General features: G+C 72.9%; 17 protein-coding genes and 1 pseudogene. 7 read left to right on the top strand and 11 right to left on the bottom strand.

Translation table 11 applies throughout. From position 1 onward, the window contains the following. The first annotated feature begins 125 nt into the window (after window positions 1-125). Both ElP_RS31640 and ElP_RS31635 read left to right on the top strand, forming a co-directional pair. Window positions 126-626 carry an endonuclease domain-containing protein gene (locus tag ElP_RS31640; RefSeq protein WP_145277092.1) on the top strand — a complete coding sequence of 167 codons (501 nt, stop codon included), beginning with the start codon at window positions 126-128 and terminating at the stop codon, window positions 624-626. 148 nt (window positions 627-774) lie between these two features. Next, window positions 775-2160: a Gfo/Idh/MocA family protein gene (locus ElP_RS31635; RefSeq protein WP_145277090.1), complete on the top strand. Its 1386-nt coding sequence runs from the start codon at window positions 775-777 to the stop codon at window positions 2158-2160. Window positions 2161-2203: 43 nt separating this feature from the next. On the opposite strand, the gene ElP_RS31630 is transcribed toward ElP_RS31635, so the two are convergent. From ElP_RS31630 to ElP_RS31605, 6 genes are all read right to left on the bottom strand, one after another. Beyond that, a complete protein-coding gene (locus ElP_RS31630; RefSeq protein WP_197446527.1) occupies window positions 2204-4219 on the bottom strand; it encodes a PAS domain-containing hybrid sensor histidine kinase/response regulator in 2016 nt (671 codons plus the stop codon). Window positions 4220-4376: 157 nt separating this feature from the next. Further along, window positions 4377-5894, bottom strand: coding sequence for a circadian clock protein KaiC (gene kaiC / locus ElP_RS31625; RefSeq protein ID WP_145277086.1), 1518 nt, complete (start codon window positions 5892-5894; stop codon window positions 4377-4379). A 7-nt stretch (window positions 5895-5901) separates the two neighbouring features. Then, window positions 5902-6213 (bottom strand): circadian clock KaiB family protein, encoded by a 312-nt coding sequence (locus ElP_RS31620; RefSeq protein ID WP_145277084.1) that lies wholly within the window; start codon window positions 6211-6213, stop codon window positions 5902-5904. A 7-nt stretch (window positions 6214-6220) separates the two neighbouring features. Further along, window positions 6221-7474 (bottom strand): PAS domain-containing protein, encoded by a 1254-nt coding sequence (locus ElP_RS31615; protein WP_145277082.1) that lies wholly within the window; start codon window positions 7472-7474, stop codon window positions 6221-6223. A gap of 319 nt (window positions 7475-7793) precedes the next feature. Next, complete coding sequence (locus ElP_RS31610; protein ID WP_145277080.1) at window positions 7794-8567, bottom strand: SDR family NAD(P)-dependent oxidoreductase; 774 nt, start codon at window positions 8565-8567, stop codon at window positions 7794-7796. Beyond that, on the bottom strand, window positions 8564-9118 hold the full coding sequence (locus tag ElP_RS31605) for a cob(I)yrinic acid a,c-diamide adenosyltransferase (RefSeq protein WP_145277078.1): 555 nt from the start codon (window positions 9116-9118) through the stop codon (window positions 8564-8566). The genes ElP_RS31610 and ElP_RS31605 overlap by 4 nt, the downstream gene beginning before the upstream one ends. Before the next feature lie 155 nt (window positions 9119-9273). Between ElP_RS31605 and ElP_RS31600 the strand changes: the two genes are divergently transcribed. Together ElP_RS31600 and ElP_RS31595 are read left to right on the top strand one after the other, a co-directional pair. Further along, window positions 9274-10410 carry a TolB family protein gene (locus tag ElP_RS31600; protein WP_231749337.1) on the top strand — a complete coding sequence of 379 codons (1137 nt, stop codon included), beginning with the start codon at window positions 9274-9276 and terminating at the stop codon, window positions 10408-10410. Between the two features lie 77 nt (window positions 10411-10487). Next, window positions 10488-10976: a DinB family protein gene (locus ElP_RS31595; protein WP_145277076.1), complete on the top strand. Its 489-nt coding sequence runs from the start codon at window positions 10488-10490 to the stop codon at window positions 10974-10976. 43 nt (window positions 10977-11019) lie between these two features. Here ElP_RS31595 and ElP_RS31590 read toward each other — a convergent pair whose 3' ends face one another. The 4 genes and pseudogenes from ElP_RS31590 to ElP_RS31575 all read right to left on the bottom strand — a co-directional run bounded on the left by ElP_RS31590 (window position 11020) and on the right by ElP_RS31575 (window position 15092). Beyond that, on the bottom strand, window positions 11020-12366 hold the full coding sequence (locus ElP_RS31590) for a glycosyltransferase family 4 protein (RefSeq protein ID WP_145277062.1): 1347 nt from the start codon (window positions 12364-12366) through the stop codon (window positions 11020-11022). Between the two features lie 217 nt (window positions 12367-12583). After that, window positions 12584-12784, bottom strand: a pseudogene (locus ElP_RS41450) (DUF1571 domain-containing protein); the annotation flags it as partial. Window positions 12785-13062: 278 nt separating this feature from the next. After that, complete coding sequence (locus ElP_RS31580) at window positions 13063-13503, bottom strand: hypothetical protein (RefSeq protein ID WP_145277060.1); 441 nt, start codon at window positions 13501-13503, stop codon at window positions 13063-13065. A gap of 611 nt (window positions 13504-14114) precedes the next feature. Continuing rightward, window positions 14115-15092: a hypothetical protein gene (locus ElP_RS31575; protein ID WP_145277058.1), complete on the bottom strand. Its 978-nt coding sequence runs from the start codon at window positions 15090-15092 to the stop codon at window positions 14115-14117. Between the two features lie 793 nt (window positions 15093-15885). Here ElP_RS31575 and ElP_RS38935 point away from each other — a divergent pair. After that, window positions 15886-17649, top strand: coding sequence for a lipase family protein (locus ElP_RS38935; protein WP_197446526.1), 1764 nt, complete (start codon window positions 15886-15888; stop codon window positions 17647-17649). Between the two features lie 351 nt (window positions 17650-18000). Here the strand turns inward: ElP_RS38935 and ElP_RS31565 are convergent, their stop codons facing one another. Continuing rightward, window positions 18001-21600 carry a protein kinase domain-containing protein gene (locus ElP_RS31565; protein ID WP_197446525.1) on the bottom strand — a complete coding sequence of 1200 codons (3600 nt, stop codon included), beginning with the start codon at window positions 21598-21600 and terminating at the stop codon, window positions 18001-18003. Between the two features lie 133 nt (window positions 21601-21733). Here ElP_RS31565 and ElP_RS31560 point away from each other — a divergent pair, with 133 nt between their 5' ends. Then, window positions 21734-22516: a helix-turn-helix transcriptional regulator gene (locus tag ElP_RS31560; protein ID WP_145277055.1), complete on the top strand. Its 783-nt coding sequence runs from the start codon at window positions 21734-21736 to the stop codon at window positions 22514-22516. A gap of 261 nt (window positions 22517-22777) precedes the next feature. Continuing rightward, window positions 22778-23224 carry a sirohydrochlorin chelatase gene (locus tag ElP_RS31555; protein WP_145277053.1) on the top strand — a complete coding sequence of 149 codons (447 nt, stop codon included), beginning with the start codon at window positions 22778-22780 and terminating at the stop codon, window positions 23222-23224. The last annotated feature ends 37 nt before the right edge of the window (window positions 23225-23261 follow it).

Below are 23261 nucleotides of genomic sequence, written 5' to 3'. Positions count from 1 at the left end.
GTCGTCGGAGCCCCCCTCACCCGGGCTTCTCCCACCCGCTCCCCCGAGGACGGGGGCGAGGGTCGGAACGCCTCGAAGGTCCGAACACGCTCGCTTGGCTTGCTATCCTGGCATCGAGATGTACCATGAGCCAACCGGATCCCGATGACGTTCGATCGGCCGGGTACCGGAGGGCCCGAGCCCGACGACTCCGGCGGGAGTCGACCTTCCCCGAACGATCGCTCTGGTACCTGCTGAGGGATCGCCGTCTCTCCAGCCTCAAGTTCCGGAGGCAGCACCCCATCGGCCCCTACTTCGTCGACTTCTACTGTGCGGCCTACCGGCTTGTCATCGAGGTCGACGGCCGAACCCACGACGATCGAGCCGACCAGGACATCAGCCGCCAGCGTGACTTGGAGAGCCGAGGGCTGGTGGTTCATCGGGTCGGCAATGACGAGGTCCTGGATGATCCCGAGTCGGTGGTCCTCGGCATCCTCAAGGCGGTCGGGATCGACCCCGATCTCGACCCGGTCTTCATCCAACCCCCTCCCCGTTCCCCCACCCGAGGGGGCGAGGGTCGGAGTCCCTCCCCCTCTCCCCGCTCGCGGGGAGAGGGCCGGGGTGAGGGGTCCCGGCGTTCGCCCTGAAGCCTTGCGAGTCGTCCGAGCCCCCTCACCCGGGCTTCGCCCACCCTCTCCCCCGAGGACGGGGGCGAGGGTCCGGATCATACCCTCGGATCCCTCGAATCGAACCATACCCTCCCGAGATCAGCCTTCGCCCCCAGGAATCCCCGAGATGCCCCACCGCCTCCACCGCCGCCAGTTCCTCCGGTCGTCGGCCGCCTTCGGCGCCGGGTTCCTGATCCTGGGCCGGGACCCGAATCGGGCCTTCGGCCAGTCGCCGAACGATCGGGTGGCGATCGCCTGCATCGGCGTCGGCGGCAAGGGGAGCAGCGACACCGACCACGCCGCCGCCTGCGGGCAGGTCGTCGCCCTCTGCGACATCGACGACCGGCGGCTGAAGCAGAAGGCCGAGCAGTACCCGGACGCGAAGACCTTCCACGACTACCGGGAGCTGCTCGACGCCCTGGGGGACACCCTCGACGCCGTCGTCGTCAGCACCCCCGACCACACCCACGCCGCCGCCTCGATCGACGCCATGAAGCGCGGCAAGCATGTCTATTGCCAGAAGCCGCTGGCGCACTCGCCCTTCGAGGCGAGGGCCATGCTGGAGGCCGCCCGGGCCCACGGCGTGCAGACCCAGATGGGCAACCAGGGCACGGCCTCCGACGGCTTCCGGACCGGGGTCGAGCTGATCCGGTCCGGCGCCCTCGGGCCCGTCCGGGAGGTCCACGTCTGGACCAACCGCCCGTTCAAGTACTGGAAGCAGGCGCCCGACCTCGTGGCCCGTCCCGAGGAGACGCCGCCGGTCCCCGAGCACGTCCACTGGGACCTGTTCGTCGGCCCGGCCCCGATGCGGCCGTACCACCCGGTCTACCACCCCCACGACTGGAGGGGCTGGTGGGACTTCGGCACCGGGTCGCTCGGCGACATGGCCTGCCACACGGCGAACCTGCCCTTCATGGGGCTCATGCTCGGCTACCCGACCCGGGTCTCGGCCGTCAGCGGCGCGATCAACCCCGAGACCTACCCCGCCTGGGCGACGATCACCTACGAGTTCCCCGCCCGGGGCGAGCTGCCCCCCGTCAAACTAACCTGGTATGAAGGCGCGAAGGACGGCGAGCGGAACCTGCCCGACCCGGCCCTGTTCCGGGGCCGGACGGCGGTCGACAGCGGCTCGCTGCTGGTGGGAGAGGCGCTGACGCTCTACTCCCCCAGCGACTACGGCATGGAGCAGGAACTCTGGCCGACCCGTGCCGACGACGCCAACGACACCGCGATCGCGCTGGAGATCCCCCGCACGCTCGAACGGCTGGGAGGCGAGGACGACCGGGATCTGAACAACAAACGCGAATGGGTCCGCGCCATCGTCGACGGCGGCCCGAGCCCGCTGTCGAACTTCGACTACGCGGCGGTGCTGACCGAGTCGATGCTGCTGGGCAACGTGGCCGTCCGCCTCGGCGAGGCGATCGACTACGACGCCGAGGCGATGACCGTGCCCGGCAGGCCCGAGGCCGACCGGCTGATCCGGCCGACGTACCGGGAGGGCTGGTCGCTCTGACGGCGATGGGACGGGCCGGCCCCCGTCGGCGGGGGCCGGCCTGTCAGGGGCTCGGGGGGGGCAGGCGAGGGTGCCCGTCGGGGAGCAGGGCGATCAGTCGGTCCAGCTCCTCGATGGGGACGGGCTTGGGGAGGTGGGCGTCGAAGCCGGCGGAGAGTGCCTCCTCCCGGTCCTCGGGCCGGGCGTAGCCGGTGATGGCGACCATGCGGAGGCCGCAGAGATCGGGGTCGGCCCGGACGGCCCGGGCGAGCGTCATGCCGTCCATGCCCGGCAGCCCCACGTCGAGCAGGGCCAGGTCCGGCTTCCTCCGGAGGGCGTCCAGGGCCTCGATGCCGTCGGCCGCCGTCTCGACCCGGTGGCCGGACATCTCCAGCAGGGTGCGGAGCATCTCCCGGTTGTCCTCGTGGTCCTCGACGATCAGGATCCGGAGCGGCCGGCCGGCCTCGGGGATCGGGCCGCCCGGGGGGGCCCCCGAGGCGGGGACGCCGTCCCCGTCGGGGGAGGGGGGGGCGGTCCGCAGCCGGAGCCGGAAGGAGCTGCCCCGGCCGGGCCCGGGGCTGGAGGCGGAGATCGCGCCGCCGTGCAGGTCGACGATCGTCTTGACCAGGGTCAGGCCGATCCCCAGCCCGCCCTGGGACCGATCCAGGTCCCGTCGGCCCTGGATGAAGGGGTCGAAGATGCGGGGCAGCAGCTCGGGCTCGATCCCCAGCCCGTCGTCCCGGACGACGACCTGGGCCTGCCCCCCCCCGGCGTCGACCTCGAGCCAGACGTTCCCCCCCGGGGGGGTGTATCGCGCGGCGTTGGTCAGCAGGTTGACCAGCACCTGGGAGAGCCGGGCCGGGTCGCCGTCGATCGGGATGGGGCCGGAGGGGCGGTCGAAGTGCAGCCGGTGGCCGGCCGACTCGATCGCCGGGCGGGCGGCCTGCAGGGCGCGGTCGACCACGTCGAGCAGGTCGGCCCGACGGCGGTCGACCCGGATGATTCCCCGGGTCACCCGGGAGACGTCCAGCAGGTCGTCGAGCAGCCGGGACATCTGCTCGGACTGCTTGGCCACCACCTCGACGGCCTGGCGCTGCCCCGCCCCGAGGGCCGAGGCGTCCCGGAGCAGGGCCGAGGCGTGGACGATCGAGGCCAGGGGGTTGCGCAGCTCGTGGGAGAGCATGGCCAGGAACTCGTCCCGGCGGCGGACCGCCTCGCAGGCCTCCTCGTAGAGCCGGGCGTCATCCAGGGCGAGGGCGGCGAGCTGGGCCAGCTCGGTGGTGGCCGGCAGGTCGGCGGCCGAGAAGCAGCGGCCGGGGCGGGTGGCCAGCAGGGTCAGGGCGCCCAGGGTCCGGCCCCGGGCGACCAGCGGCAGGATCAGCAGCGAGTTGACCCCCAGGGCCCGGACGACCTCCCTCCTGGCGGGGGATCCGGTCAGCGAGTCGATCGCCGGGAAGGTGGCCCGGTTGAACAGCTTCGGCCGGCCGGTCCGGAGGACCCGGGGGAGCCCGGAGGGGCCGCCGGAAGGGACGCAGTCGCCGTCCCGGAGCGGGGCCATCGCGGCGTCGAGGTCGGGGGAGTCGTGGCGGGCCCGCTCCCGGCAGATCTTGCCGTCGGGCCGGACCAGGTCGATCAGGCAGCCGTCGGCCAGGTGCTCCAGGGCGAGCCGGGCGATCCGGTCGAGCGTCTCGGGCAGGTCGAGCGACCGGGCCAGCTCGGCCCCGGCCCGGGCGAGGAAGCGCTGGCCGTCGGCCAGCTTGCGATAGGCGGTCACGTCCCTCAGCCCGACCAGCAGCGCCGGCCGGCCGGACCAGTCGGCCCGGATGGGGCGGAGCTCGACGACCCGGGGGGTGTCGCCGGGGCCGGGCACGTCGATCTCGGCCGACTGGCCGGCGAAGACGGGCAGGCCCAGGGGACGGCCCTTCAGGGACTCGATCGGCCGGCCGAGCAGGGCGGCGGCGGCGGGATTGGCGTAGACGATCGCGCCCTCGGGGTCGAGGACGACCACGCCGTCGGCCCCGTTCTCGACGATCCGCCGGAATGGGGGGTCGCCACCCTCGGCGGGTTGGTGGTCCTGCATCGCGGCGGCGGCTCCTGTCCGCTCGGTCGGTCCGTCCATCCGTCGGGAACCCCGATCGCGGTGGGGAGAGGGGCGGTCGTCGTCTCGTCTCGCCTGCCCTCGTGCTCGGGGGTGGAGATCCCGAAGGTCCTCGCCTCGCCCCGCCGGCCGATGCGGCTCAGCCGGGACGGGGGGGGAGGTCGTCCCGGAACAGGTTCTCGAGGCGTTCCTGGTCGGAAGCCCCGGCGTGGGAGAGCACGCCGGAGAGGATGCCGGAGACGTTGCGGAACGGCGAGCCGACGTGCAGGCCGGAGCCGTCGATGGTGAACTCCCGGATCACCTTCTCGTGCCAGGAGCCGCGCATCTTCAGCACGGTCAGGCCGCGCCGGATCTCGCCGAAGAGCTCGACGTAGCGGAGCAGGATGATCGAGTCGGTGATCGTGGAGATGTGCGCCTCGGTGATCGACGAGCCGCCCATCAGGCTGTCGGTGGTGGCGGTGAACAGGGCGGGGACCTCCTGGTCCTTGATCGTGGAGGTCAGGCCGATGACGAACTCGCGGAAGCTCTTGACGGGGGCCACCCGCTCCAGGGCCGAGAGGCTGTCGATGGCGATCCGGTGGGGCCGGAACGTGTCGATCGTCTCCTTGATCAGGATCAGGGCGTCTTCCAGGGTGGTCGACTCGGGGTAGGTGCAGACGACCTTCAGCAGGCCGTCGGCCTCCATGGTGGCGAAGTCGGTGCCCCAGCCCGAGGCGTTGCGGAAGAGCTGCTCCCGGCTCTCCTCGAAGGCGAAGAGCAGGCAGCGCTCGCCGGAGCGGGCGCCGCCGCCGATGAACTCGGTGGAGAGCAGGGTCTTGCCCGTGCCGGTGGCGCCGCTGACCAGGATGATCGAGTCCCGGAAGAAGCCGCCGCCGCACATCTGGTCCAGCAGGGGGTTGCCGGAGGAGATCCGGACGTCGGAGGACTTCTGCTTCAGCTGCAGGGCGGCCAGGGGGATGGCGACGATCCCCCGGCCGGGGACGATGGTGAAGGGCCATTCCCCCTTGAGGTGGTCGGTGCCGCGGAACTTGAGGATCTCCAGGGTCCGGCGCCGGACCTCCTCGTCCAGGACGTTGCGGAGGATCATCACGTTGTCGGAGACGAACTCCTCGACGCCGTACCGGGAGACCGCGCCGTACTCCTCGCCGCGCTCGGCGGTGATCAGGGCGGTGACGCCCAGGCCCCGGAGGGACCGGGTCAGGCGGAACAGCTCGGCCCGGACGGTGGTCTCGTCGGGGAACTGGCTGAAGACGCCCCCCAGGGCGTCGAGGACCAGCCTCCTGGCGCCGACCTTCTTGACGGCGTACTGGACCCGGGCCATCAGGGCCCCCAGGTCGTAGCCGCCGGCGAAGATGGGGGGCTCTCCCGGCTCCGGGGAGACGTCGACGAAGGCCCAGAGGCCGGCCGCCTCCCAGGAGGCGATGTCCCATCCCAGGCCGAGGAAGTTGCTGCGGAGGTCCTCCGGCGTCTCCTCGAAGGTGACGAACACCCCGGGCTCCCGCCGCTCCATGATGCCGGCGGCGAGGAACTGGGCGGCGAAGACCGTCTTGGCGCTGCCGGAGGAGCCGGCGATCAGCGTGGCGCGCCCCTCGGGCAGGCCGCCGCAGGCGATCAGGTCGAAGCCGTGGATCTCGGTGGGCAGCTTGGAAATCGACATGGTCGGGTCAATCGGCCTCCGCGGCGGTGGGCTCCGAAGGGCGGGTGGCGGCTTGCAACTCCAGTGCCGCGAGCACGCGGGCCGGGTCGGACAGGTCGCCGATGATCCGCCGCTCGGGCTCGGGGAGCTCCTTGATCAGGGTGGGGGTGGCCAGGACCTTGTCCCGCTCGGCCAGCTCCGGGCGCTCCAGGACGTCGACCACCAGCAGCTCGTAATGCCCGGCCAGCTCGGCCTCGCAGAGGCGGCGGAGCGTGGCCATGGCGCGCTGCGACCGGGAGGTCAGCCCGGTCACATATAGCTTGAGGAGATAGCGGTCCATGAAGCGGTCACTCCGACGGTCCCGGGGACGGCCCCGGGGGGGCCGTCACGGGCCGAGCCGCCGCGCCCCGGCCGGCGCGGTAGTGCTCGGCGAGCCGGCCCATCAGTTCGAGGACGGCGACCTTGGCCTCCTCCGCGAAGGCCCTCGCCTTGGCCGACTGCGCCCCCGAGGAGCGCTGACGGAGGGCCAGGGCGTGCAGCTCGACGACGTCCCGGGGGCCGGCGCCGGCGTCGGCGAGCCGCTCGGCCAGCGTCGTCAGCTCGGCCGAGCCGTCGGGCTCGTCCTCCACGAGGTAGCCGCGGCGCCGGAGCCGCAGGTCGAGCACCCGGCCGTACTGCTCGACCGCGTCGCAGAAGAACCCCGGCAGGGCCTGGCTCATCGACGGCCGGTGGCGTGCCCGGTCCCCCGGGCGGCCGTCGATGCCGGCCAGCGCCTGGTAGAGCCGGGCGTCGCGCTCCAGCTGCTCGATCTGCTGCTCCCGGGCGGCGGCCTCGCCCTCGACCCGGGCGACCCGCTGGCGGAGGTGGACCTCGGCCGAGACGTCCTCCAGCGAGGCGACGGCGCCGCCGATCGCCCCCCGGTCGTCCCGCAGGGGGGCCGAGGTGGAGCGGAGCCAGCGGCGGCCCAGCTCCCACTCGTCCCGCAGGCGGCCGCCGCCCCGGAGGGTGCGGTCGAGCGGCCAGGGGCGGCCGGGGGGGATGAGGTGGGAGGCCCGGTCGGCCAGGCGGTGGCCGACCAGGTCCCGGGGCTCGGCCCCCAGCAGCTCGGCCAGGGCGGGGTTGCACCAGCGGATCGCCCCGTCGGGGCCGACCATCGCCAGGCCCTCCTCCATCGCCTCGAGCATCTCCCGCCAGCGGCCGGCCTCGGCCCGGGACTCGGAAAGCCGGGCGCCGACCCGGAGCCAGGCCCGGACGGCCGCCATCCAGGGGCCGGGGTCGGGCGGCCGTTGCAGCACGTCGTCGGCCAGGGCCGAGAGGGAGGGGGGCGGGTCGGCGTCGGCCGATCGGGTCAGCAGCAGCGGCAGCCAGTGGCCCGGACCGCCCTTCAACGCCCGGCAGAGCGGCTCGGCCTCGTCGAGCGAGGCGTCGACCAGGGCCAGCCCCGCCCCCTCGGCCCCGGGCCTCCGGAGCACGGCGAGGACCTCGTCGGCCGAGGCCAGGTCTCGGGGACGCATCCCCTCGGCCCTGAGCAGGTTCGAGACGGCCGCCCTCGTCTCGCCGTCGCCGTGGACGTTCAGGATCGTGCGGAGGTCTCCCGTCATCGTCCGGTCGCAGTCCCGAAGGGCCTCGTGATCATCGCCGGGAGGCCGGCTGACGGTTCGGTGAGTCGCGGGCGGCACCGCGAAATTATAGCGGCTTCCCCCCGCGGTGCGGCAACCGTCCGGTCGGTTTCGGCGATCATCGCGTCATGATCCAGTCTCCTCGACGGGCCCGTCCCCCCTCAAGGGGGGATTCGGGAGGGATGCGTGGCCATGCGATTCCCGGGCCAAACCCCCGGCCGTGTCCCCGGAGGCGTTCCCCGGGGGCGGGGGCGGGGGCGGGACGCGTTTCCCGATGCGTCCCCCGGCCCGGGGGGAGGGGTCAGGTCGGCTCGTCGTCGGTGCCGAGGAACCGGCCGCCGTCGACCCGGTAGCAGGCGCCGGTGGCGAAGTCGGTCCCCTCCAGCAGGCAGAGGATCAGGGCGTTGGCGTCGTCGGGTGAGCCGATCCGGCCGAGCGGGGTGGCCCGGAGGATGGCCGACCGCTCGGCGTCGTCCAGGTCCGGCGGCGGCTCGATCGTCCCCGGCTGCACCATGGTGACGGCGACGTGGGGGGCGAGCTCCTTGGCCAGGGCCAGGGTCATGGTGGTCAGGCCCCCCTTGGCCACGATGTAGGGCAGGTAGCCGGACCGGGGGCGTTCGGTCGACCAGTCGCCGACGGTGACGATCTTCCCCTTGAGGCCCGGGGGGCCGTCCATCCCCGGCTGCCCGAGCATCGCCTTGCCGGCGGCCACGGCGGCGAAGTAGGGGGCGCTCAGGTTGGCGGCGATCATCCGGTGGTAGTGCTCGGGGGTCAGCTCCCGGAAGGGGGTCCGCTCGTAGATGCTCGCCATGTTGACCAAGGCGTCGATCCTGCCGAACCGATCGACGACCTCGGCCACGGCCCGATCCGCCTGCTCGGGGTCGGCCAGGTCGGCCTCGACGGCCAGGGTCTCGGCCCCCCGGGCCCGGCAGTCGGCCAGGGTGGACTCGATCGCCTCCCGGCTGGTCCGGTAGGTCATGGCGAGCTTCGCCCCCCGGTCGGCGAGGAGCCTCGCCAGCTCGCCGCCGACCCGGCGGCCCCCGGTGATGAGCACGGCCTTGCCGGGCAGGTTCACAGGCCCCTCCAGGGCACGTCGGCCACGCCGGATCGGGCGTTGGCCGATCGGGCGAGCACGAACAGGTAGTCGCTCAGGCGGTTCAAATAAACGATGATCGGCTCGGGGACGTGCTGCCCCGGTGCCTGGGCCAGGGAGACGACGGCCCGCTCGGCCCGTCGGCAGACGGTCCGGGCCAGGTGCAGCCTCGCGGCGATCGGGGTCCCGCCGGGGAGGATGAAGTGCTCCAGCCTCGGCAATTCGGCGTCGAGGGCGTCGATCTCTCGCTCCAGCCGATCGGCGAAGTGCCCGGGGACGGCCCCGTGGAAGGGCCCCTCCGGATCCGGGTCGGCCAGGGCGGCGCCGACGGCGAACAGCTCCTCCTGCACCAGGCCGAGCTTGCGGTCCAGGTCCAGGCCGATCTCCCGGTCGGCCCGGGCGACGCCGAGCACGGCGTTCAGCTCGTCGACCGTGCCGTACGCTTCGATCCTCCGGTCGTCCTTCGGGACCCGGCCGGGCCCGAGCAGGCCGGTGGTGCCGTCGTCGCCGGTTTTCGTATAAATCTTTGCCAAGGAACCAGTTCCTCCGGGCGGGAGGCGCCCGCGGGCTCGTCTCGGTGTGCGGCTTCGGGCCGATTGGCGGGGCGGGACGCAGCCCCTATACTAGTCCCGCCGCCGGGGGTCGAACAGGGACGCCCCGGGCCCGATCACCTGGGAGGCCCTCGACGATGACGCTCACCCTCGCGATGCTCTCGGCCCTGCTGCCGGCGACGATCGCCCCGCAGCAGCAAGGGGGGCGGCCGTCCCCCTACGGCGGGCCCCCCGGCGCCGAACAGATGTCGATGGAGGAGGTCGCGGCGAACGAGGCCCGGCACCTCAAGGACATCCGCCAGGTCACCTTCGGCTTCGCCAAGGCCGGCGAGGGGTACTTCAGCCCCGACGGCACGTCGATCATCTTCCAGGCCGCCCGCTGGCCCGAGCCGACCACGTTGCAGGCCCCCCCGGAGGGGTGGGATGCGTACCAGATCTACACCGCCGAGCTGATCCCGGGCGCAGAGCCGAAGCTCGTCAGCACAGGGGAGGGCAAGTGCACCTGCGCCTTCTTCCACCCCGACGGCAAATCGATCCTCTTCGCCTCCTCGCACCTCGACCCCGCCCTCGAGGACGGGTCGGCCGAGTCCGACGGCCAGAAGGCCCCGGCCTACAGCCGGTCGGAGCGCTACGCCTGGGACTTCGACCCGCACATGGACATCTTCCGGGCCGAGCCCGACGGCTCGGGCCTCGTCCGGATCACCGAGGCCCCCGGCTACGACGCCGAGGGGAGCTACTCGCCCGACGGCTCGAAGATCGTCTTCACCAGCTTCCGGGACGGCGACGCCGACATCTACGTCATGGACGCCGACGGCTCCGACGTCCGGCAGATCACCAACGCCCCCGGTTACGACGGCGGCCCCTTCTTCTCCCCCGACGGCAAGTCCCTCATCTACCGGAGCGACCGGGAGCAGAACGACCTGCTCCAGATCTTCGTCAATAGCGTCGAGGGGGACGACGAGCGGCAGCTCACCGACAACGAGCACGTCAACTGGGGCCCCTACTTCCACCCCGACGGCCGACACCTCGCCTACGCCACCAGCGAGCAGGGGCACTTCAACTACGAGGTCTACCTGCTCGACGCGGAGACCGGCGCGAGGGAGCGGATCACCTACTACCCCGGCTTCGACGGCCTCCCCGTCTTCAGCCCCGACGGGACCAAGATGATGTGGACCTCCAAGGGCCGCACCGCCGACGAGACGAGCCAGTTGTTCATCGCCGACTTCGTGCTCGACCCCGAGGGCGATGCGGCCGACGCCGACGAGGCCCCCTGACCGGGGGCCTCGATCCCCGGGGTCGGGACGGCCCCGGGGACCCGATTCCCCCCTCCCCCCCGGAGCCCGCCCCCCCCATGAACGCCACGGACGTGATCCGCAGCACCATCGACATGAGCGCGATGTTCGTCGACACCTACCTGAAGGACCTCTCCGACGCCGACCTGCTCATCCGGCCGGTGGAGGGGATGAACCACATCGCCTGGCAGCTCGGGCACCTGATCGGGTCCGAGCGGCACTTCGTCGAGTTGATCAAGCCCGGCACCTCGCCCGCCCTGCCGCCCGGCTTCCAGGAGGCACACGCCAAGGGCACGCACGCCGAGGACGACCCCTCGAAGTTCTACCCCCGGGAGCGATACCAGGAACTCTGGGGGGCCCAACGCCGGGCCACCCTCGCCCTGCTCGAGAGCCTCTCCGACGAGGACCTCGACCGCACCGACGAGACGTTCCCGTCGTTCGCCCCCACCGTCGGCGCCATCATGAACATGGTGGGCAGCCACCCGATCATGCACGTCGGCCAGTTCGTCGCCGTCCGCCGCAAGCTGGGCAAGCCGATCACCATTTGATCGGGGCGAGGCCGCCCCCGCCCCCGTCGAGGGAGGGCGGGGGTCAGCCGACGGGCCGGCCGGGGGCCCGGGAGGCGACCCGGGCGTAGATGGCGAGGATCGCCTCGGCCTTGCGGTCCCAGGCGTACTGATCGACGACCTTCCGGCGCCCGGCCGCTCCCATCCGGCGGCGGAGGTCCGGGTCGCCGGCCAGCCGGAGCATGGCCGAGGCGAGGCCCGAGACGAAGCCCTCCCGGGAGTCGGGCGGGACGAGGATCCCGCAACTCGGGTCGAGGTAGTCGGCCGGGCCCCCCCAGTCGGTGGCGACGACGGGTCGGGCCATCGCCATCGCCTCCAGGACGACGGCGCCGCCGCATTCGTAGAGGCTGGGGAGCACCAGGGCGTCGGCCCGGGAGAGCCGCCGGGAGCACTCGGCCTGGGGCTGCCAGCCGAGGAACTCGACGCGGTCGGGGCCGTCGCCGCCGATCAGGCCGAGTCCCCGGGCCTTTTCTTCCAGGGAGGGGCGCATCGGGCCGTCGCCGAGGATCTCCAGGAGGGCGGGGGCCTGCGCGACGACCCGGGCGAAGGCCTCCAGCAGCAGGTCGACGGCCTTCCAGTCCACCAGGCGGCCGAGGAAGGCGAAGCGGGGGAGGCCGTCCCGGTCGGAGTCGGGCCGGGGGTCGTCGGGGGCGTCCCAGACGTCGAGGTCGACGCCGTTCTCGACCAGTTCGATCACCTCCCCCCTGGCCCCGGAGGGCAGCGCGAGGGCGGTCCGCCGGTTGGCGACGAGCAGGGCGTCGGCCCGGAGCTTGCCGGGGATCAGCCGGTGGGCGAGCCAGGAGGCGCGTCGGCCGACCTGGTAGAGCAGCCGGGTGGCCGCGCCGTCGTAGCCGCGGAAGGCGTCGGGGAAGTCCATGCCGCCGTTCATCGGCCCGATGATGACCGGCACCCCCAGGCCGCCGATCAGCGAGGGGGCCTTCGGCGAGACCGGGATCGGCTGGTGCACGAGGCCGACGCCGTGGTCCCGGATCAGATCCCGGGCGGCCCGGCGGAGCTGCCACTGGGTGACCAGGGTCAACAGCGTGTCGGTCGTCATGGCGGCGACCCGACCCGGCAGCACCGAGCCGACCCGCCAGAGCAGGCGGTGGATGGCCCGGTCGGGGACGAAGACGACGCGGTCGAGGTCGTCGGGGAAGGCCCCGGCCACGGCGTCCCGGCAGCGCTCGTGGACGACCAGCCGGGCGCCGACGCCCCGCTTGCGGAGCACCCGGAAGAAGTGGAAGGGCAGGGCGGCCTCCCCCCCGAACTCCAGCGAGGCGTGCTGGGCGACGATCGCCACCTCCGGCACGGCGTCGGCCGGGCCTCCGGGGCCGGTCGGTCGGGCACTGGTCGAGGCGCTGGCCTGCGTCATGGGATCCCCCGGGGGTCGTTCGGCTCGCTCCGAGGGCCATTATCCGGGGTCCGGAGCGGGCCTCGCAACCCGATCGGCGAGGCGGCCGGGGTGGAGTGCCCGGCGAGAGCCCGATCGGGGAGCCCCGGGCGTCGATTAGGGGCAACGCCCGGCCGGCGGGCCCGATCGCGGCGAATACGCTGCGACCCCTCATTTCAGCTCGGTACGCCCGCAGGCCCTCGACGTGGTTGATCTCGCAGCCGTCCGGCCCGCCGATGTGCTTCACGTAGATCGACGCCGGCCGGTGCCGCACCTTCATCCGCGGGGTCTGCTCGGGGAGCAACCGGCCCCCTACCCGCTCCTGGCGACGGACGACGGCGGAGTCGCCGTCGTGGCGTTCCCGCCGCTCGACCAGGCCGACCAGGACGTCGCTGAGCAACCGCTTGGCCTCGGGCCCCTCCAGCCGGCCCGAGGGCCAGCCCGGCGGAGGGGCTGTCCGCCGCCAACGCCCGCCCGTGCGGCCTGAGCGGAGGGCCGGGTCGCCACCGCGGTGACGCCCGGCCGCAGCCGCCGGCGTGCGAGCGCCCTCGCCGGCCGCCGGCCGCGCGGGGACCGGGCGCGGCGACCATCAACGGGCCGCCGCCGACATCGCCCCGGGTGGGCCCGTCGGCCCAGGCCGGGGCGCCCCCGCGGGGGGATCGGAGGACCGGGGGACGGTCAGCGACCCGGGCCGAAGCCGCCGAAGCCCAGGCCGGGCCGCACCCCCAGCCCGGAGGCCGGCCCGCCGAGGCCGCCCGGATTGCCGCCCATGCCCAGGCCCGGTGCGCCGAAGCCCAGGCCGGGCCGGACGCCCAGCCCGGAGTACGGCCCGCCGAGGCCGCCCGGGTTGTAGCCGTATCCGTACCCGCCGGGATAGCCAGCCGTGCCGCCGGCATACCCGCCGTAGTCGTATCCCCCGCCGGCCATGGCGTAGCCGCCCCCGGCGTCGTAGTAGCCCGTGGTGCCCGCGTAGGTGTACCCCGCGGAGTTATACCCCGCGTAGCAGGTCGTGGCGGTCGCGCGGGCCCGACGCCGATGGCACGCCTCGGACGTCGTCGCCAACGCGACGATCAAGGTCGGGGCAATCAGGAGGCTCCACCTCAAGGTGCGCGTCATCATCGATTCTCCCACGGGGCCCGCGGCAATCACGAAGGTACTCGCACGATCGCGGTGCCACGCGACGTCGCATCGGTCCCGCACGGGCCACCATAATGTGCCCAATCCCTAGAATCTAGATATCCCGGCAAATTGCCATGCCAGCGGATTGATATCATGCGATCGTGTTTGCTCTTTTGCCCTGGCGCCTCCGCCGACGAGCGTCGCGGCCGGCAGTCGGCTCGGGAGGGTCGACGGTCGAACATCCTGCCATCGTCGGTGGCCTCCGGTCCCGAGGCCCGCCCGCCCCGCACGATGACGCACCGCCCGGGAGGCGTTGGTTGCCCCCGGGGCGGGGCCGGTCGACCCGAGGTATGACGCGCTTCCCGGTATCGAGCCGGCCTCGGGCGATTCGCCCCCCGCCGCCGACGCGACGGCGACGGCGACGGCGACGGGCGCCGGAGATTAGGGGTCGCGCAAGAAGAAACTGGTGAAATTCCGGGGGTGGGTGGCCGGGGTCTCGTCCGCGAGACCCCGGCCGGGAGGCCATCGCACCGGGGTCTCGCGGACGAGACCCCGGCCACCCCGGCACGTGCCCCTCCAGATCTCTGACCAGGTTATCCTTGCGCGACTCCTTAGTACGCCTTCACGATGGCCGTCGACATCTGGTAGTCGTAGGGCTTGTCGCCCGTCAGCGGGAACTCCCAGTAGTGCAGGAACCAGAAGTTGTTCGCGATGTGGAACCGCGTGCCGGGGCCGACCCCGACGTAGGTCGGGAGGTTGTCATCCTCGAGGGGGACGATGAGGTTGCAGTTGGCATAGAGCACGAGGTCGCCGAACGGCACGTCGTGGGGCGTGAAGTAGCGGCCGAGCGCCAGGGCGGCGTTGTAACTCGTCTGGGAGGTCGACTCGCCGAACACCAGTCCCCCCCCGGGCTCGATCACGGGGTCCGGCCGCTGGTCGTTCTTGTTCAGCGGGACGTTGATGCCCGTCCCGCCGCGGAACACCCACGCGCCGCCGCCCGGGTTGCTCCAGAACGAGTAGCGGGGGAAGATGGTCATGAGATCCCCCCCCGTCTCGGTCTGGCCCGTCGGCACGATCGCACCCAGGGTGAACAACTGCGTGAACGACTCCGTCTCGGAGAGCAGGAACGACCCGGCGATGGAGATGTCGCCGAAGTCCGAGCGGTAGCCTCGGGTCGGGTCCTCGGTCCCGTTGGCGGTGACGAACGGCACGTTGAGGAACAGCTCGAACCGGCGGCTGAAGGGGATGAAGATGGCGGCGTCCCCCCGGTAGCCATTCCCGCCGTACGGCCGGTTGAGGTTGTTCTGGTAGATCATATCCACGAGCCAGAGCCGGTAGAAGACGCCCTCGAACGCCCCCAGCCAGCCGTGGCGCGGCGTCAGGCCGGATCGCCCGGCGGGGCCGCCGGCCCAGGGCTCGAGCCAGCCCTCGCTGAAGAAGGTGCCGAGCGAGAGCGGCCGCCATTTGCCCGGGGCGGAGGCGTCGCCGAAGATCGACTCGGCGATCGTGTCGAGGACCCCCATCTCGACCCGGGGCATCGGGGGCGCCGCGCCGTAGCCGGGGGGATACGCGGGCCCGGGTGCGGTCACCGGGCCGGTCATCACCATCGGCGCCGGAAGGCCGTCGTAGAGGTCGGAGAGGCCCGGCGCCGGCATCCCGGCCGGCGGCAAGGGGGGTGGCGGGGCTTGCGCCCGGGCAACGCCCGCGGACGCGATCAGAGTGACGGTGAGGGCGGCTGCGAACCGGCCTCGCAGGCGAAGGGGGCGGCATCCTGCCATCGGTCCACCTTCAGGAATTTGGAGTTGCTGGCATCCCCGTCCTGTCCGTCGGATGCCCGAATGTCGGCCAACGCCCGAGTCCCAGGGCCTCGGGAAACGGTTTGCCCGGGTATCTGACTGATCTCATCGGCTTGAAGCGAGTTCCGACTTGGATCCGGGCAGTGGGATTCTGATCTCCAGCTGGTTGTTTCAGGGTCAGGGCCTCATCGTGATGTCGATCGGCCTCACGGCCCCCCCGTCGCCACCCCGGTGGGGAACGCCGTCTCGGGAGGTGTCTAAAACCGCACTGACGCCCTCGTCCAGGTTTTTCGCCCCCGAATCTCGCCGTGAGCGTTCGAGGCGGCTTCGAAGGAGTCCGTCGATTCCTGCGGTATGATGACATCTGGAGAATTCGGTCCGCCTCGGATGGAATCGCCGGGGATCGATCGCCTCGACGGCGAGCGGTCGCCGGATCATCTCACCCTTCACGCGGGCCGCCAGCACGTCCTCCGGTCGTCGGGGCATCGTCCCAGGGTGCCCACATCCGCCGTCGGCCGACCTTCGGACCTCGCGATCGCCACCTGGACGTGGTGACGCCGAGCGTGTGACCACACGAGGTACCATCATGGCGCATGATCAGCGAACCGAGGCCGCCGCGCCGGACGGCGAGGCGCAGGGCCCGGCGGACGGACAACCCTCGGTCGAGCAGGCGGCGACGGTCCTGGACGCCGCCTTGGCGGTCAACGCGGAGGCCCACCGGCTCATCCTGACCTTCGCGCTGGCCGGCGCCCTGGTGACGGCCCTGCCGTCGGCCTCCTGGATGTACGAGCTGAAGCTCGTCGTCGTCCTGCTCCTCAACGGGTTCATGATCCGCGAGGTCGGCCGGCGCTGGGGGAATTCCCGGGGCCAGGGGCCGCTGACGATCGCGATCGCTGCTTTGGGGCTGATCGGGGCGGTGGCGGTGGCGGTGATGGCGTTCATGGTCGTCTTCTCGATCAGCCTGTACGTGCCGGTGGTCCGCAGCTGGGCCGAGGCGGCCGCCTACTTCGCCCTGACCCTGGCCGTCGGCCGGGTGGCCAACGAGTATTTCCAGGGGGCCCGCACGGTGGACCGCGATCGGCTCGCCCGGCTGATCGCCCGGCGTCGGGCCCGCCGGGGGGCGGAGCAGCAGCGGGAGGCGGCCCGATGGACCCGGCGCCGAGTCCTGCTGGGCGGCGTCGGGTTGGGGCTCGTGGCGGGCAGCGTGGCCGACTTCTTCCGCTGGCGGCGCTCGGTCGCCCGGGGGAGGGCCCCGGTCGAGGGGGCGGTCGGGGACCCCTTCGCCGCCGCTTACGCGACGGAGGCGGCCTGGCAGGCGGAGGTGCGGTCGATCCTGGACCTCGGCGAACGGGTCGCGATCCCTCCGCCGAGGGTCCCCTACGACCGCGACGAGGCCCGCCGGATGATCTTCGCCTGCAAGATGGCCGTGATGCAGTACCGCATCGGCCGGGCGGCTCCCGACTACTCGGGGAATGTGACCCGCGTCCGGGAGTTCGCGCAGGTCTTCGGCGACGACCCGATGATGGCCCGCTTCTTCGCCGAGGCCATCCAGTTCCGCGACCGCTTCGGCACCTCGGACCAGGTCGCCACGCTCGTGGCCGAGCAGGAGTTCTACGAGCAATACCTGGACGTGGAGCACCCTCCCCTCTGGGAAGGGGCCGAGAGCCCGATGCAGCGCCTCGTCCGGCCGGTCGAGACGGCGCTCTATGAGACGGTGCCCCGCTACGTCCGCCACGAGTACCGCCTCCCGGTCTTCGTCGGCTTCGTGCTGAAGACCGAGCGCGCCAACGTGGTCGTCTTCCGGGGCACGCAGACCTCGGCCGAGTGGCTGCACAACCTCTCCAGCACCCAACGCCCCTACACCGACCCCGAGTCGGGCCGGTTCTGCGGCTGGATCCACGGCGGCTTCCTGGCGATGGCCGCCCAGATCCGGCCCAGGCCCGTCGAGGTGGCCGCGCTGCTCGACCCGTCGAAGCCCTGCTACATCGCCGGGCATAGCCTCGGCTCGGCGGTGGCGACGATCTGGGCCTTGAGGCTGGCGCTGCTCCGGCCGGAGCTGTCGGAGCAAATCCGCCTCTATTCGTTCGCAGGCCCTCGGGTCGGCGACCCTGCCTTTGTCAAGGCGTTCGGCGAGCTGGTCCCCAACGCCTATCGGGTCGTCAACCTGGCCGACAGCATCACGCTCGTGCCGGCCTCGACGATGGGCAAGACGTTCGCGCACGTCGGCCAGCAGGTCTCCTTCGTCGGCGCCGCCGGCGAGCTGCTGCTCAACCACGTGGTCGACCTCTACCAGCTCGCCCTGGATCGTGGCGTCGAGACGACCGAGGAGCTGCCCCCGGTCCGCACCTGAGGGCATCCTCTGCGCGGGACTGCGGTGCGCCCTCCGCCCCAGATAACGCACCGCTCAGGAGCGATATGGGCTCCTCAGGCCATGCTCTCACAGCGGATGCGGTCCGGTCGGCCAGGCTGTCGACTTTCGGCAGAGCCGTCGTCATCAATTCGTCCTGAGTTGTCCGATCGCCACGTCTTGGGCCCGGAAGCGGAAGGCGTGGACGGCGGGCATCGGGCCGGTCGGCGGTCGTGCGCCCGGCCACCCCGGTCCGCAATGGTTACGGCTCGACGCAATTCCGTATCAGACGATCGATGACGTTCGGCCCACGGGGCCGGTCGAGGCCGCGGGCCGGGGGCATCGCGGTGGTCGTCACTCAACCGGGGCGGATTGCGACGGGTAGCGTGCCCGGAGCCACAGCCAGTCGCGTCGCAGGTCGTCCGGGCCGACGGTGATGAGCCCTCCGGTCTCCTGGAATTGATGTCCCGAGAGGACGCGGGCGATCCGGACGAGGTCTCCCACCGGCCGAGCGTCGGGCCGGAGGCCCCAGATCCGGGCCGTGCCGTCGTCGCCGGCGGTGACGACGCGGGAGCCGTCGGGACTGAACGCCGCGTGCCGCACGACTCTCCCGTGGCCGAGATGAGGTGTCAGGGGAGCTCCGGTGTCGGCGTCCCAGACCCGCGCCGTCCCGTCGTCGCTGGCGGTGACGACGGCACGGCCGTCGGGGCTGAACGTGGCGTGCCACACAGGCCGGCCATGCGCCATCGACGGCGTGATCGGCTTGCCGGAGTCAGCATCCCAGACCCGCGCCGTGCCGTCCTCGCTGGCGGTGAGGACGCGCGTCCCGTCCGGGCTGAACGCGGCAACCGCCACCGAGCGGCCGTGCATCAACGACCGTGAGAGAAGCTCGCGGCCGGTGTGGGCGTCCCAGACCCGCGCCGTCCCGTCGTAGCAGGCCGTAGCGATGCGCGACCCGTCCGGGCTGAACGACGCGTAGACCACCGCGTAATCCTCCCCGTTGCCGTGCCGGAGCGGGCGTGAGATTGGGACGCCGGTGTGGGCGTCCCAGACCCGCGCCGTGCCGTCGTTGCCGGCGGTGACGACGCGGGAGCCGTCGGGGCTGAACGCCGCATGCGTCACGATCGAGCCGTGACTCAGGGTTGCGATCAGCACGCCGGTCGCCGCATCCCAGACCTTGGCCGTGCCCTCGCCCGGGGCCACGCCCTCGGTCGCGGGCCTGGCGACCCGATCGATTCGATTGATGGTCCGCCCCACCGGGGCGTCTCCGCCGGCCGTGATGACGCGGGACCCGTCGGGATCGAACGCCGCGTGCCAGACCATGGCGCCGTGCTTCAGGGTCCTGAGGTGCGCGCCGGTGGCCGCGTCCCAGATCCGGGCCGCGCCGTCCTCGCCCGCGGTGACGACATAGCGGCCGTCGGGGCTGAACGCCGCGTGCTGCACGTGCAACACGGCCGAGTTGTGCTCAAGGGTCCTGAGGTGCGCGCCGGTGGCCGCGTCCCAGATCCGGGCCGCGCCGTCCTCGCCCGCGGTGACGACATAGCGGCCGTCGGGGCTGAACGACGTGCTCCACACGCCGGGACCGTGCCTCAGGGTCAGGCGTGGCATCTCGACGGCCACATCCCAGACACGGGCCGTGCCGTCGTCGCTGGCGGTGACGACGCGGCGGCCGTCGGGGCTGAACGCCGCCCGCTGCACCGGCCCGCAATGCACCAGCGTGGCACGCAGCGCGCCGGTGTCGGAGTCCCAGACCCGCGCCGTCTTGTCGTCGCTGGCGGTGACGACGCGGCGGCCGTCGGGGCTGAACGCCGCGTACAACGCGAGCGTCCTGTGCTTTAGCGGCGACGTGAGGGGCATGCCGGTGTCGGCGTCCCAGACCCGCGCCGTCCCGTCGTGGCTGGCGGTGACGACGCGGGAGCCGTCGGGGCTGAACGCCGCGTGCCAGACGATGCCGTCGTGCACGAGGGTCGTGAGGGGCATGCCGGTGTCGGCGTCCCAGACCCGCGCCGTCCCGTCGTAGCAGGCCGTGACGACGCGGCGGCCGTCGGGGCTGAACGCGCCGCGCCGCACCTGTCGGTCGTGCTCCAGCGGTGACGTGACGGGTGCCCCGGTGTCGGCGTCCCAGACCCGCGCCGTCTTGTCATTGCTGGCGGTGACGACGCGGGAGCCGTCGGGGCTGAACGTCGCGTGCCAGACCATGGCGCCATGCCTCAAGAGCTTCGGCTGGCCGCCGATCGCGAGCTCCCAGATCCGGGCCGCGCCGTCGTGGCCGGCGGTGACGACGCGACGGCCGTCGGGGCTGAACGCCGCGTGCTGCACCCCAGTGCCGTGCTCCAGGGTCTCGAGCAGGTCCCCGGTGGAGGCATCCCAGATTCGTGCCCGACCGTCCACGCTCGCCGTGACGATGCGGCGGCCGTCGGGGCTGAACGCCGCGTGCCGCACCGCGTCGCCGTGCCTCAGTGACGCGATCAGTTGCCCGGTCACCGCGTCCCAGACGCGGGCCGTCTTGTCATTGCTGGCGGTGACGACGCGGCGGCCGGCGGCGTCGTAGACCGCGGAGGCGACCCCGCCGTCGTGGCCCCAGACCTGGACCAGGCGGGGGCAGCCGCCCAGGACGGCGGCGAGCCGGATGCGATGGTCCCGCTCGCGATCCGGGTCGGCGCCATCGCGGCGGAGTGCCTCGGCGAACCAGGGGAGCGAGCCCAGCGGGTCCCCCCGATCCAGGGACCGGACACCGGCGTCGACGAGCTGCCGGACGAAGAGGCGGCGGTATTCCTCGGCGGTGTGTCGGAGCTGGATCGCCGCCAGCGTCGCGCCGACGGCCGCCGCGACCAGCAGCAGTGACAGGGCGGTCGACAGGGCGGCAACTACCGGGTTGCGACGGCACCAGCGCCAGGTCCGCTCCGGCGGCGAGACGGGCCGCGCGCGGATCGGGCGGCCCTCCAGCCACCGGCCCAGGTCCGCCGCCAGCTCGCCCGCCGAGGCGCACCGCCGCTCGGCCGGCTTCTCCAGGCACTTCAGGCAGATCGTCTCCAGGTCGCGCGGCACGGCTGCGTTCAGCCGCCGCGGCGGCACCGGATCACGTTCCACGACTTGCCGGAGCGTGTCGGCCACCGTCGCCGCCTGGAACGGCGGCCGGCCGGTCAACGCCGCGTACAGCGTCGCCCCGAGGCCGTACACGTCGGCCGCCGGCCCGACCTCGACATTGCGGCCCTCGGCTTGCTCGGGCGGCATGTAGCTGGGAGTGCCCACGACAGCCCCCGAGCGGGTCAGGCCGCTGTCGCCCTCGACCCGCTTGGCCAGGCCGAAGTCGGTCACCCGCGGCCGGCCGCGCCCGTCCAGGAGGATGTTGGCCGGCTTCAGGTCGCGGTGCAGGACGCCGCGGCCGTGGGCGTACGCGACGGCCTCGGCCACCTGCTGGAGCAGCTCGGCGGCGCGGCGCGACGGCAGGGGGCCCGCGGCCAGCTCCTGGGCCAGGCTGCGGCCGGCGACGTAGCCCATCGAGAAGAAGTCCTGGCCGCGGTGGCGGCCGACCTCGAAGACGGGCACGATGCCGGGGTGGTCCAGGGCGGCGGCCGCCTCGGCCTCCAGGCGGAAACGACGGACGTCGCCCTCGTCGGCGAGGTGCCCGGCCCGGATCACCTTCAGGGCCACGGGGCGGTTGAGGCTGATCTGGCGGGCGCGGTAGACGACGCCCATGCCGCCCCGGGCGATCTCCTCCAGCAGCTCGTAGTCGCCGAAGCAGCGGACCGTGCCCGGCGCCAAGTTCGCCGGCCCGGCCGCGATCGCGGTCGGGTCCGACAGGCGGAACGATCGGGTCACCGCGTCCGGCTCGAGGCCCCCGGCCGTGTCGCCGGCCGGGCCGGCCCGCCGCACGCAGGCCGGGCAGAGCCCGAGCGGGGCCTCGGCCGATAGCGCGTCGCCCCAGAGCGGGCAGGTCGGGTCGGACGACATGAGTTGCCCCCCGGGAAAAAATTCTATCCATTCAACCGGCGGGATCATTATCATGAGTAAAGGCACGGTTCCTTTCGATCCATCCCTCTAAACAGAGGGGTCGTCCCGCGCCGCCCGGGCGGGGGAGCGCCTCATGGGCAAGTCGTCCAGGCCCCGGCTGCGCGAGCTCAGGGATGCGTACCGCCTGGTCGGCGAGTGCCGCGACCTCGGCGGCCGGGTGCGGGATTGGAGGGAGCACCTGCTCGCCGGGCTCCGTCGCCTCGTCGGCGCCCAGGTCGGCCTGGCGGCAGAGGTGCGCGGCGACGGGCCCACCTGGAAGGAGGCCCTGCACGCGCCGGCCGACGTCGGCTGGGACTCGGCCGCCGCCCGGGCGGTGCTGATGGACTTCGAGATGGAGCGGAGCCCGGCAGACGACGTCACCTTCGCGCCGCTGGTCGGCCTGGCGCGGCCGCTGGTGACGCGGAGGCGCGAGCAGCTCATCGCCGACGACGCCTGGTACTCCTCGGCCGTCTTCAACGAGTATCGTCGGACCTCCGGGGTGGATGACTGGGTCCACTCGCTATCCGCGCTGGGCGATCCGCGGGCGATCCACCTCATCGTCCTGCTCCGCCCGCCCGGCGCGGCGCGGTTCGCCGAGCGGGAGCGTCGCCTGGTGCACCTGCTCCACCACGAGCTCGCTCGGCTGGTGGGCCCGGTGCTGCTCCGCGAGCCGGACCGGGTCATCACCGGGCTCCCGCCCCGGCTCCGCCAGGTCCTCGAGTGTTTGCTCGAAGGGGATAGTGAGAAGCAGGTCGCGGTGCGGCTGGGGCTGAGCCGCCCCACCGTGCACGAGTACGTGACGGCCCTGTACCGGCGCTTCGAGGTGTCGAGCCGGGCGGAGCTGCTCGCCCGCTGCCTCCGCCTGCAGGCCCGGTGAGGCCGCCGCCCCGTTCGGGTGGGGCCGCCGTCGGTATGGCTCCTACGAGTTCCGCCTCGACTTCCTCACAATCGGCCTACTCGGCCTCCGGCCACCCCCTCCCCCGCATGCAGGGGAGGGGGTCGGAGACGACCGATCCCGTCAGGGCTCCCCCCGCGTGGGCCACGGGGCGGGCCCGATCGGGGTGATCGGTCGGGGGCTCCTGTGGTAGAATGGGGGGGGCGATCCTCCCGCCCGCACTCGAGCAGACCGAGCCCGATCATGCCCCGAGACGACGTGACCGCCGTGCTGCTCATCGCCCACGGCAGCCGGCATGAGCCGGCCAACGCCGACCTGCGACGGCTCGCCGCCCGGATGGCGGGCGAGGGCCGCTACCCGATCGTCGAGCCCGGATTCCTGGAGCTGACGACGCCGGAGATCCCCGAGGCGGGGGACCGATGCGTCTCCCGGGGGGCGACCCGGGTCCTGATGTTGCCGTACTTCCTGTCGATGGGCGTCCACCTGCTGCGGGACCTGACCGCCGCCCGGGAGGGCCTGGCCGCCCGGCACCCGGGGGTGTCGTTCCTGCTCGGGCCCCCGCTGGGGCCCGACCCGATGCTCGACCGGCTGGTGGCCGATCGCGTCTCCCGGCTCGACGCCGGGGAGCTGTCGCCGATCGACACCCCCTCGGCCGAGGCCGCCGCCCGGTTCGCGCCGAGGGACGGCTGAGGCCCGGGGCGGCGGCCCGGGGATGGGACCTGTCTTC

This window comes from Tautonia plasticadhaerens (genome assembly GCF_007752535.1).
GTDB lineage: Bacteria > Planctomycetota > Planctomycetia > Isosphaerales > Isosphaeraceae > Tautonia > Tautonia plasticadhaerens.
The sequence above is the reverse complement of the archived record's forward strand: the minus strand, read 5'-3'. Positions and strand labels throughout refer to the sequence as shown.

Excerpts from the sequence above, each read along its gene's own strand:
- ElP_RS31640 (WP_145277092.1), top strand. The coding sequence starts at position 126 with ATGAGCCAACCGGATCCCGATGACGTTCGATCGGCCGGGTACCGGAGG.
- ElP_RS31635 (WP_145277090.1), top strand. The coding sequence starts at position 775 with ATGCCCCACCGCCTCCACCGCCGCCAGTTCCTCCGGTCGTCGGCCGCC.
- ElP_RS31630 (WP_197446527.1), bottom strand. The coding sequence starts at position 4,219 with ATGCAGGACCACCAACCCGCCGAGGGTGGCGACCCCCCATTCCGGCGG.
- kaiC (WP_145277086.1), bottom strand. The coding sequence starts at position 5,894 with ATGTCGATTTCCAAGCTGCCCACCGAGATCCACGGCTTCGACCTGATC.
- ElP_RS31620 (WP_145277084.1), bottom strand. The coding sequence starts at position 6,213 with ATGGACCGCTATCTCCTCAAGCTATATGTGACCGGGCTGACCTCCCGG.
- ElP_RS31615 (WP_145277082.1), bottom strand. The coding sequence starts at position 7,474 with ATGACGGGAGACCTCCGCACGATCCTGAACGTCCACGGCGACGGCGAG.
- ElP_RS31600 (WP_231749337.1), top strand. The coding sequence starts at position 9,274 with ATGACGCTCACCCTCGCGATGCTCTCGGCCCTGCTGCCGGCGACGATC.
- ElP_RS31595 (WP_145277076.1), top strand. The coding sequence starts at position 10,488 with ATGAACGCCACGGACGTGATCCGCAGCACCATCGACATGAGCGCGATG.
- ElP_RS31590 (WP_145277062.1), bottom strand. The coding sequence starts at position 12,366 with ATGACGCAGGCCAGCGCCTCGACCAGTGCCCGACCGACCGGCCCCGGA.
- ElP_RS31580 (WP_145277060.1), bottom strand. The coding sequence starts at position 13,503 with ATGATGACGCGCACCTTGAGGTGGAGCCTCCTGATTGCCCCGACCTTG.
- ElP_RS38935 (WP_197446526.1), top strand. The coding sequence starts at position 15,886 with ATGGCGCATGATCAGCGAACCGAGGCCGCCGCGCCGGACGGCGAGGCG.
- ElP_RS31565 (WP_197446525.1), bottom strand. The coding sequence starts at position 21,600 with ATGTCGTCCGACCCGACCTGCCCGCTCTGGGGCGACGCGCTATCGGCC.
- ElP_RS31560 (WP_145277055.1), top strand. The coding sequence starts at position 21,734 with ATGGGCAAGTCGTCCAGGCCCCGGCTGCGCGAGCTCAGGGATGCGTAC.
- ElP_RS31555 (WP_145277053.1), top strand. The coding sequence starts at position 22,778 with ATGCCCCGAGACGACGTGACCGCCGTGCTGCTCATCGCCCACGGCAGC.